Annotated in this window: 10 protein-coding genes and 1 pseudogene; 1 reads left to right on the forward strand and 10 read right to left on the reverse strand. The window is 42.1% G+C overall.

From position 1 onward, the window contains the following. Positions 1–37: 37 nt before the first annotated feature. The 9 genes and pseudogenes from AC0DBE_RS11735 to purT all read right to left on the reverse strand — a co-directional run bounded on the left by AC0DBE_RS11735 (position 38) and on the right by purT (position 7,460). On the reverse strand, positions 38–1,375 hold the full coding sequence (locus tag AC0DBE_RS11735) for an erythromycin esterase family protein (RefSeq protein ID WP_472962218.1): 1,338 nt from the start codon (positions 1,373–1,375) through the stop codon (positions 38–40). A gap of 104 nt (positions 1,376–1,479) precedes the next feature. Then, positions 1,480–1,757: pseudogene (locus tag AC0DBE_RS11740) on the reverse strand (hypothetical protein). Positions 1,758–1,812: 55 nt separating this feature from the next. Further along, positions 1,813–2,604 carry a phosphatidylserine decarboxylase gene (locus AC0DBE_RS11745; RefSeq protein WP_472962220.1) on the reverse strand — a complete coding sequence of 264 codons (792 nt, stop codon included), beginning with the start codon at positions 2,602–2,604 and terminating at the stop codon, positions 1,813–1,815. Beyond that, a complete protein-coding gene (locus AC0DBE_RS11750) occupies positions 2,597–3,085 on the reverse strand; it encodes a DedA family protein (RefSeq protein ID WP_041520844.1) in 489 nt (162 codons plus the stop codon). Before AC0DBE_RS11750 ends, AC0DBE_RS11745 begins: the two co-directional genes overlap by 8 nt. Then, a complete protein-coding gene (gene pssA, locus AC0DBE_RS11755; protein ID WP_041520843.1) occupies positions 3,076–3,609 on the reverse strand; it encodes a CDP-diacylglycerol--serine O-phosphatidyltransferase in 534 nt (177 codons plus the stop codon). Before pssA ends, AC0DBE_RS11750 begins: the two co-directional genes overlap by 10 nt. A 198-nt stretch (positions 3,610–3,807) precedes the next feature. Then, positions 3,808–4,692 (reverse strand): alpha/beta fold hydrolase, encoded by an 885-nt coding sequence (locus AC0DBE_RS11760; protein ID WP_072181576.1) that lies wholly within the window; start codon positions 4,690–4,692, stop codon positions 3,808–3,810. Between the two features lie 172 nt (positions 4,693–4,864). Next, positions 4,865–5,263, reverse strand: coding sequence for a YbfJ family protein (locus tag AC0DBE_RS11765; protein WP_472962223.1), 399 nt, complete (start codon positions 5,261–5,263; stop codon positions 4,865–4,867). Then, entirely contained in the window at positions 5,226–6,164 is a 939-nt protein-coding gene (gene mpr / locus AC0DBE_RS11770; protein ID WP_072181575.1) for an extracellular metalloprotease Mpr, read from the reverse strand. The genes AC0DBE_RS11765 and mpr overlap by 38 nt, the downstream gene beginning before the upstream one ends. 141 nt (positions 6,165–6,305) lie before the next feature. Further along, positions 6,306–7,460 (reverse strand): phosphoribosylglycinamide formyltransferase 2, encoded by a 1,155-nt coding sequence (gene purT / locus AC0DBE_RS11775; RefSeq protein ID WP_472962225.1) that lies wholly within the window; start codon positions 7,458–7,460, stop codon positions 6,306–6,308. A 1,169-nt stretch (positions 7,461–8,629) separates the two neighbouring features. Between purT and AC0DBE_RS11780 the strand changes: the two genes are divergently transcribed. After that, positions 8,630–9,451, forward strand: a complete 822-nt coding sequence (locus AC0DBE_RS11780) for a lipoprotein (RefSeq protein ID WP_014112491.1) — start codon at positions 8,630–8,632, stop codon at positions 9,449–9,451. Positions 9,452–9,559: 108 nt separating this feature from the next. Here the strand turns inward: AC0DBE_RS11780 and AC0DBE_RS11785 are convergent. Beyond that, on the reverse strand, positions 9,560–11,000 hold a 1,441-nt coding region (locus AC0DBE_RS11785), incomplete at its 5' end, for a LysM peptidoglycan-binding domain-containing protein (RefSeq protein WP_472962227.1).

Genomic DNA, 11,000 nt, shown 5'->3' on the forward strand with positions numbered 1-11,000 from the left:
TGAACTGCCTCCTGTAGTATAACAGGAGGGATGCTGCTCACTTGATAATGACTGATGGCGTGATATGCTCCAGCCAAATGACACCGTCATATTGTTCCTTCAGGATCATCTGCTCTTCCGTAATCCCCCAATAGAGTACTGTCCGCGTGGTGTACATCCACGAAGTGCCTTTCTTGTTTTTTGTATGGAGAAAATCAACAAAGACAGCTGGGTGGTTCGCAGCTTTCAGCAAAGCTTCAAGACTTCCAGACGGCGGCGGGCTTGTGACCGGCGTAACGGTCTTATTATCGCTATCGAGACTGGCGCCTGAATATGCATAAATGCCAATCGTATATGTTTGTTCTTTCAGCCGCTCCGGCAAATAATCCCCCATGTTAGGGCCGTTTAGCTGTACCCAGTCCTTTATCATTTTGGTATTCTGTTTGCGAAGATGGTAATTGTGGCCCCAGACAATGATCTTCTTTTTCGGATAAAGGGTTTCCGCAACCCACTGAAATTGTTCAGCCATCATGCGGTCTCTCATATAGAATGAAAAATCCTCAATATTATCGGGATAATCCTTTAGTTTTTCTTTCATTTCTTCCAGCATATACGTTTCCATTACGTCAATTCTTAGCTGAAGGGAATGCATAAACATCTCATAAGCTTTCGGCTCTTTCGGAAGGTGTGCTTTTAGCTCTGAAGCATGTGTTTCAGCGAACTTGATCAGCTCCTGATAGTTTTTCACAAGCGCTTCTTTCTTTTGCGTAAATTCATCAAACGTGTTGCTGTTAGTCACCAATATTGAAAAGTCATTTTCTGATTGGGAGAGCAGCTCTGCTTTTTCAGGGTTCACCGCTTTTACCCATTGGTTTGCAGCATCATTGAATGAATTCTTCATGCTTTGAATATCAAATCCAGTAAGGATAAGCGGATCGCCTTTCTCTTTTTGCTCTTTCATGTAATCAAACAGTTCAACGACATCTTCTGTGTGCCAAACGGCGTAAATGGAGTTTTTCATCGTGCTTTTAGAGGTTAATTGATCCATGTTAAGGTAGGATGCATTTGTATCGGAAAAGCCAGACTCAAAGGCTAATACATCATATCCCAGTTCTTCGTGGAGGTATTTGATCATTCGGACCTTTGTTGCATTGATTTCGCCAGCGCCGTGTGTGGTTTCTCCTAACTGAACGATTCGTTTTCCTTTCAGCACCTTCTTTAGAAAGCGAAGGTCTTTGTTTGAGGCATCGGAAGAATCCAGCGGATGTGCATGTCGTTCAATCCAGCGATTCCAATGTTTTTCTTCAGAAGCAGCTCGGGCGGAGGCTGAAAAAGAAGTAAACACCAGACAGACAATCAGCAGCGGCAGAGCCATTTTCACTATCATTCGTTTCAATTCTATCTCTCCTTTTCTGCAAAGTTCTCTAGTAGTTACGAGATTGATACAGAAAAAGTTTCCTTTTTTCACCAACAAAAAAAGCTTCTCTATTGAAAGAAGCTTTAGCTGGATCCTCTCATCACCTGATGAAAGTAAAACCGATACGTATTTCGTAAAATATTTCAACCGGAAGCTGCACATCCGCTTGGTATTTGCTGATGATGAACGGAAAACGCTCGATTCCTTTCTCGCGCAAATCACTCGCTTGCTCTTCATCTGTTGCCTTTTCTTGCAGAACCGCTTCAACAATTGGCCAGCACGCTTCCCGCACTTGCCGCAGGACGGCTTCATCTCCGGTGTTCTGATAATCTGTGATCCAGCTGATGATTTGTTTCTCCATGAGTTTCACCTTTCTTCAAAAAAAGAGGCGCTGCAGTTTATGCAAGCTCCTCTTTTTATTCTTCGTAACCTATCAGTTCTCCGACTTGGACTTCCTGGCCTTCTGTTAAATTGGCGGACGGCTGGAACGCGTCTTTTTCAAAAATCAAAATGACGGTTGAGCCGAATGAAAAGTATCCAAGCTCCTCGCCGATCTCCAGCTCGTCCCGTGTACTCGTCTGCACGATAGAATTAATATTCATCGCGCCGACAGGAATCATCAGGACATTTCGAGTACCGCCATTCAGCTCGTACACAAACCGGTAATTTTTCGACAGCACATCTTTTCCGTATTTTAACCCTAATTGATTTACCGGATATGAGCGATTTCCAAGCTCGGCCAGCTTTTGGTACCTACAGCTGATCGGGGAATGGAAACGGTGGTAATGCCGCGGGCTTAAATACAGCACCACAAAGTATCCGCCGTTGTATAGATGGTCTGCGCTTTTACAGCCGGTCAGCTCAGCGAATGAGTAATCTTTCCCCTTTACCGTAAAGGTTTGATTCGGGTTGATTTTTCCCACTGTCTGAACCACCCCGTCAACAGGGCTGACTACCGCATGAGCCTCTTTTGACACCGGGCGGCGCTCCAGATTAATCTGTCGAATGAACAATTCGGACAGCGAACCGTAATCAGCGGCCGTACCGTCCACATCATCCCAATTCAGCCGAAAATGTTTTGAGAAAAGCGGAATGACCGGTTTGCTGATTTTAGACTCACAAAATCCTTTAATCAGATAGGATGACAAACGATGATTCGTCAGCTCTATCAATGATCGATACAGAATCTTTACAGCCGTATTAAACATGAATAATCCCTATAACCCTTCCGATTGTAATAAAAATAAAGCACCATAAAAAGGCGCCGATTGCCGCAAACGTAATATACGTTTTTAAGTTCATTTTGCCGATTCCCGAAAAATAACACGTTACATGTCTGACGCCGGGAATGAAATAACCAAAAATAAGAGAATATGGGCCGTATTTATTCATCCATTTTTCTACTTTCATCATTCTCTTTTCTTTTAATCCGACCCACTTGCCGTACTTGTCGATAAACGGGCGCCCGGCTTTTCTGCCGATCATGTAGCTGATCAGCATACCTAACAAAGCCCCCACAAAGCTGATCAAAACCGAAAGCTCATAATTCAGCACGTCAGTATGCGTGAAGTAACCAACAACGGTCATCATTACTTCATCTGGAATCGGCAGTCCAACAATCCCTAGAACCAACATCAAAAAAATAGCGATATAACCGTAATCCGCTATGAGCTGCTGAACTAATTCCATCTCTCAGACTCCAGGTTTTCTGCCGCATGTTTTTTAAAGTGAGGGAATTTTATTTTACTCACCATTAAATATGAAAGTCCGCAAGTGCCGATTGCCAGCAGGATCGGGTTATAGACAAAGCTTAGAATCACGAGACACATGCCCGCAAATGGAATCGGCATTCCGATAAAGGTCGGGAGCTTGCTTTGCTCAATGTTAAATTTAGAGAGGCGAAGCATTCCGCAAATGCTGTACGTCAATGCGCATAAAATCCCGATAAACGGAAGGGCGTATAATGAGACACTGTACGCAAGCATAGAAGGAGCCACACCAAATGTCACCAGATCAGCAAATGAATCCAGTTCTTTTCCCATATCAGAAACGGCATTCAGCTTACGTGCTGCCATCCCGTCAAAGAAATCGAGAAACATGCCGGTAAAAATGAATAGCACTGCTGAATGAATGTTGTGATATAACAAGGAATGAATCGCCAGCAGTCCGCAAGTAAAGTTTCCTATCGTAATCATACAGGGGATATAATTCACAGTGTAACCAAACCTCCAATTGTAAAACCATCTATCTCATTCGACGATATGGATCGAATAGCGTTACAGGAAAAATTTTCTCTACTAAGCATGATAACATAGAATGCCCCCAAAAAAGCAGCACTCAAATTCTATTATTATACAACATTTGTTACCTTTTGAACAATGAATGCCAATCTTTTCATGTTTCTTACTATATTATTCCCCGCTTAAAAAGGACAAGACGCGTTGATTGACGTACTCTGGCTGCTCCAGAGATAACAGATGTCCTGCGTTCTTTACGATTTCAGCCTGAATTCCCGGCACCAATACTGAAGCCCGTTCTAAAGCCATTTGCTGATGGTACATGACCTCGTACTCACCGAACATCAGAAGTATCGGGACCGTTATCGATTTTAATTCCCGGTCTGTGAACACGTACGGAAAGCCATTTGCTGTCGGCTTCAGGCTTCTTTGTTCATCCTGCCATTCCACGCCCGTTACAATTTGTCTTTGCAGCACAGGATGCAGATCATAACGGCTATCGGTAATCCACTTAATATATGCATTAGCTCCTCTTGATCCTGTAAGCCCTGCAGCGTATTTATAGACATCCGGATGAAATGAAATAAATGCTTCAGCGGGACTCATAACAACCGCCCGCTCTACTCTTTCAGGCGCTTGGAGCAAGAAATTCACGATATGGGATCCGCCAAGCGAAAGGCCTGCCAGGTGTGCCGTCTCAAGTCTAAGAGAATCAAAGACGTCTTTCAGCCATTCTGCGCAATCAGCTCTCGTATCCAAAGCAGCTGATGGGATACTTTTATTTTTGTCTCCTATTATATCGACCGCATATGTACGATATTGACTGCTCCACTCCGCGATATTCGGATACCACATAGCAGAGCTGAAGAGGCCCCCGTGAAGCAAAATGAGCGAAGGTGCGTCCTTTGGCCCACTTGCAATAATATGTGTTTTTCCAAAACGAGTAGAAACATATAATGCTTCCGACTCAATCGGCCACAAAGAAAGGCTTTGATCATATGCCTGGTAAAAGCGAAGGCCGCTTTCAGCCGCGGCAAGCTGCATCGAATCTTGTGTCATCTTCTTCTTTTTCCTCCGGGTTTGATTGATATAAAATAAAGGATAATGCCCCTTTTGTCTCGTAAGAAAAAATACCTATTTCTTATTATCTCATATTATAAATTTCCAGTATATATCTTGTCTTCCTGTAAAAATAAAAAAAGGCAATTTCCCTTAAAATCAGGAAAACCGCCTATTCTTTGAAAACTAAAGGAATGATCTTATCTTTTTTATCCTCTGTTATTGAGATGTGATGGGTTACTGATGTTTCCCCCTTCGTCAATGCGACTGAGTAGTCACCTTTTTTTTCTGTATCCCATTTGATGTCTCCGTTTTTATCTGTTTTACCGAGTATCTCGCCAATCTCTGTACTCGGCTCCTGGTCTGAGACCGGTGCTTTGACAATCGTCACTTGAACCGCTTCGACGGGCAGCCCCTTGGCATCCTCCACATGAAGAGTGACAGGAATAGCCGTTTCTTTCTGAGCAGAATGCGTCTGTGAACTGCATCCGCATAAAAACAAAATAGACATGAAAATAGCTAGTTTGCTGTATTTATTGATTTGCCCAATATTGAATATTGTTGAATACATCGTTCGTCACCCTTGTTCCCAAGTTATATGACGATCCCCCGTTCGTGTGAATCGCAATAGCTGTCTGCCCTGTATCACTGTAGTTTCGATACACAGGCGAGCCGCTTTGGCAGCCGTACGTATCGGTTGTATAGGTCAGCTTATACGTTTCAGCAGAGCGAATCGGCTTTGTATCAGACCACATCGTGCCAAATACCTTGTCACACGGGTATCCTGTCACTGACGAGGAAAGGCCCACGGGACTGCTGCTGTTTGTTGTCCTATAGCCGTACCAGCCAACCGTGTTTCCCGGAGAACCGTTTAATTTAACAGCTCCGTAATCATAATTGGTGTTTTTGCTTTCCGTCCATCCTTTGACGGAGTAAAACATCGTGCCTGAATAAGTTCCGTAAGGATATGAGGAATCATTGCGCCCTGGTGCAGCGGTTATCGACGAAGCCCATCCGTGATCCTGGCTGTACACACAATGTCCAGCCGTTACGACTGTATTCGGATTGACTAAAAATCCGGTACATCCATAAGTGCTTGAGGTGTTGGGATACTTGATTGACAGTTGAACAGTTGCTCTGTAAGGAAAAGACGTTGTACTGGAGATTCTGGTGCGTTCATCGGTTCCGATGATACTTGAAGGCTGTAAGGTTTGAATGTTTTTTTCCAGTTCCGTTTGGCCGTAAAGCGATTTACTTGTTTTCCCGGTTCCCTCATAAGGGGCGGAAACCTGTTCTTCTTTTGACGTTTGGTTTTTCGTGGCATCAGCTTCTTTACCGGTATTCGATACAGAAATTTGCGGGTTCTCTGCCGCTTTTGCCGGTACGCCAAAAGATACCGCCGCTGCCAATACCAAGCACAAAACCGTTAAGTAAGAGAACCATCGTTTTCTGAATGTTGGAACTAATTTCATTTTGTCATCTCCCTCCTTTTGTGTCAACCACCCTAACAGATGGAAGACTTTTACATTATAATCACGTTTCCGTTTCTTATGATAAAACTTTTATCGGGAATGAAAAAAACAGGCCTTGTCAAGACAAGGCCCACTTAAACTCTATTTTATAGATAGCTGATCCAATGCTTTCTTTGCATTCTCTCTTGCTGTTTCAACTGTATCCGCCGCAGAAAGCGCAACCGCCATACGGCGTCCGGCTTTCGTTATCGGTTTACCAAAGACGCGAACTTGTGTCTTTGGAACTTCCAGTGCGTTTTCCAGTCCTCCAACAGTGTAATCCGCTAATTCTTCCGGTGCTTTGAGGGGACGGCTGGCGCCAGGAGATAGCTGTGTGATTTCTGTAATCGGAAAGCCGAGAATCGCCCGGACATGCAGCGCGAATTCCGACAAATTTTGCGTCACCAACGTGACAAGACCCGTATCATGCGGACGAGGAGACACCTCACTGAAATACACTTTATCCTTCGCAAGGAACAGTTCCACGCCAAACAGGCCGTACCCGCCAAGCTCATCGGTAATGGTTTTTGCAATATGCTTGGCTTCTTCCATTTGCTGCTCCGTCATATGATGCGGCTGCCATGATTCGATATAGTCTCCGTCCTTTTGCACATGACCGATCGGCTCGCAAAATGTCGTGCCATTCACCGCACGTACGGTTAAGAGCGTAATTTCTGATTCGAATGGGATAAACTCCTCAACGATTACGCGTCCGTTTTTCACACGTCCGCCTTCCATCGCCGTCTCCCAGCAGCTCTCTAAATCCGCTTCAGAGCGGCATACGCTTTGGCCTTTTCCAGAAGAACTCATCAATGGTTTAACGACACAAGGAAAACCAATCTGAGCTGCCGCTTGTATAAATTCATCATATGTATTCGCAAATTCATAGCCAGCCGTCGCAAGTCCGAGCGTCTCCGCCGCAAGCCGTCTGATGCCTTCCCGATCCATCGTCAGCTTTGCCGCACGCGCATTCGGGATGACGTGAAATCCTTCCTCTTCAAGCTTCAGCAATTCATCTGTCGCAATCGCCTCAACCTCAGGCACAATCAAATCCGGCTTTTCTTTCTCAATGATGGTTCTGATCTGCTCGCGGTCCAGCATATCAACGACATAACTGTTATGCGCGACCTGCATCGCCGGAGCATGCTCGTAACTGTCAACTGCCACCGTCTGTACCCCAAGACGCTGGGCTTCAATCACTACCTCTTTTCCTAACTCACCTGAACCTAACAACAAAACCTTCTTTGATTGATACATCTTTGCCCCTCCTATCTGTTTCCCAACCATTATAACTGAAATATTTGAAAAATAAATTTTTATTAAAAAAGACAAAATAAGAATTTCTTATTTTGTCTCATCCCTTGAAGATTCTAATACATCAATTGCCGTAGCGACATCTGCTTACAAAAAAGACCTCATCAAACATAACGAGGGAGCCAACATGTCCATAACCGCTAATAATGACAATATGCTCTTCAACATGAATCTCCATCCTTTACTGCAAATCATCCGCCAATCGCATAAGCATTGAAGAACCGCGCTTTACCTGTAAACCCCGATTCTGTTAGCAGTTCCTCCATTTGAAGCCAGCAAAAAAGGCGCTCCGCTTTTTCCAACTGACCTGCTATGTGTTTTAAACATACTTGACATCATTTCCTTTAACCGCCTGCCCAGCATTGGCTAATCGCCCTGCGTGAATAGCAAAGTATAAACGAAGATATACTGCCTAAAACCGATTATCGCAGTCAGCACGAAAGCACGAACAAATAAAACGGCGATTACAATCCACGGACAGCCCTATCTCTCCTCGAAAGCAAGCCGGCTAGAATTGGTGAACGTCAGCACACACAGCAGTACATGGAGGTAAGGATGAATGTTCTATCCGACTCCCTGCTTAAGATTTTTTGTTGCTTCCAAAGACCAAAAAATCCCCTTTCAGACGTTTTTAAAGGATTTATACTTAATTACAGAAGACTGTTTTAATAAGCAGTAATCAAGTAATTAAATGATAGAAATTTGTCAGCGGGATTTAAACAAATGCAAACTATGCATTATAGAGAGTTTTAAGCATATAAACCTTCACTCAATTTTTTATTTTCAGGTACACAGAAACGGCAATGGAGCTACTTCAACATGATATGGTAGGCCAAAAGGAAAATACCCCAATAAGAGTTAAATGAAAAAAGTCTCGAATGGTGATTTATAAGTATCAAACATAGAAAGGTAAAGGCACCCATTTAAATAACAGCTAGAGGCTATTTGTAGCCAACTAACTTAACGACTATTGTTATTTTTTATTTAATAATGGAGGTTATTAGGTCATTATACCCAGTATCAAACCCTAAAGTATACTCTTTTAGGTTTGATGATACTTGACATGTTTTTCCTATATGGTATGTTGTTGGTTGAAGGAGAGGATTGAGATAATGAAGAAACTTAGAAAGATTTTTTATTGTAATGTTATCCTACTGCTGCTCATCTTAATGCTCGTTGGATGTACGGGTAGTAAGAAAGAAGAAACAAACAATCCTTCAGATAATGAATCTACTTTACAATCTGAAGAAAATAATGATGAGACTGAAGATAGCAACCAAATAGGCAAGAATGAATCGGAGTCAACAGGAGCAAAAGAATCTGTAACAAAAGATTCAGATGAAAATTCTTCAAAAGAATCTGTAACAAAGGGTTCAGAGAAAAATTCTTCAAAAGAACCTGTAACAAAAGGTGCGGATGAAAATTCTACTAAAGAGTCTGTAACAAAAGACTCGGATAAAAATTCTTCAAAAGAATCCTCAACGGAGGAATCGAATGAAACCTCTGAAGGGAGACATGAGACAAAAGGCGAAAGTGACAATATACTGGCAGAATACTCTTCTGAAAAAGTCGAATATGCCCGAGTTTGGCTGCAACTTGGAGCAAACCAGAAGATAGATGAATTAAATGTTCGACATATTTCGGCTGGTGAACCAATAAATCCTAACGATGATAAGAGTGCCAGCTATCCAGAAGATGTTATCCAGTTAGCAGGTTCTCGATTAGTGGATGGATCAGTAACTTATAGTGGCAATGGGGATGGTACGATTAATGTATACAATGTTCCTTTACGCTGGGATTCCTCTGATAATTTAGATCAAGGCGTAATGAAGAAAGTGACTGAGAATATTATTAAAAATACAAAAAAAGTGTACGTTGATACAGGCGACGATAAAAAAATTAAGCGACTTATTGACATAATGGTTATTCATTAATCGGAATCGCTACTAATGAAATCAAAATGCCAAACATTTCTCAAAAGAAGGGGCAGTTCATCAATACATTGAACAGCCCCTCTGTTAAGTCCTATTTTATACTATTAATTAGAATACTTTAATACATCTGTTATAATACATTCTACGATCTTCTAATCCATTGTAACCGCCATTAACTCTTCGTGTTACTGCTTCAACTGATGGATTAGTGTCACACAATGCATTCATATTGTTTGAATGCCACCAAAATCCAGCACTACTCCATGGATAATTATCAGCTACATAATCAACACCTAGACTTATAACTTTAGGATCACCAATTGCATTGGAGAATCGTGAGTAGTTATAACGCCCTGTTAATTGAATATAACCTGCTCCTTTATATTTTGGCCCATCACCTGGTTGAGTATTACCTAAATCTTTGCGTCCCTCATACGCTCTGCCAGATGCTAATTCTTTTCTCCATCGACCAGCTCCGGATTCATGACTACACTGGCTAATAAAATGGCAAAGTCTCGATCTAGTTGTAATGTTGTATCTTTCTAAGCAACTATTCAAATCTTCCAACATAGCTTTTGAAATAAACGAGCTTGACCATCCGATTTGATTTAACTGGCTCTCGGTTACATAAGATACAGATTTACCACCATCTCCTTTATCTGGAGTCGAACCATTATCTTTAGTCTCATCGTCGCTACCATTATCATAAACTTTTAATATTTGACCAACTTGAATTTTATCTGGGTTGCTAATGTTATTCAGTGATTGGATCTCTGACAATGTCATCCCAAAGCGTTGAGCGATACTTCCTAAATAGTCACCAGATTTAACAGTATAAGTGGTTGTTTTACGTGAGGAACCACCACTATCAGAATCATTTCCACTAGTGTAAACTTTCAATACTTGACCAACTTGAATTTTATCTGGGTTGCTAATGTTATTCAGTGATTGGATCTCTGACAATGTCATCCCAAAGCGTTGGGCAATACTTCCCAAATTGTCACCAGATTTAACAGTATAAGTGGTTGTTTTTCGTGAGGAACCACCACTATCAGAATCATTTCCACTAGTGTAAACTTTCAATACTTGACCAACCTGAATTTTATCTGGGTTGCTAATGTTATTCAGTGATTGGATCTCTGACAATGTCATCCCAAAGCGTTGGGCAATACTTCCCAAATTGTCACCAGATTTAACAGTATAAGTGGTTGTTTTTCGTGTGGAACCACCACTATCAGAATCATTTCCACTAGTGTAAACTTTCAATACTTGACCAACCTGAATTTTATCTGGGTTGCTAATGTTATTCAGTGATTGAATCTCTGACAATGTCATCCCAAAGCGTTGGGCAATACTTCCCAAATTGTCACCAGATTTAATAGTATAAGTGGTCGTTTTTCGTGTGGAACCACCACTACCAGAATTGCTACTAGCGTAAACTTTCAATACTTGACCAACTTGAATTTTATCTGGGTTGCTAATGTTATTCAGTGATTGGATCTCTGACAATGTCATCCCAAAGCGTTGGGCAATACTTCCCAAATTGTCA

The organism is Bacillus sp. VA15 (assembly GCF_055721145.1).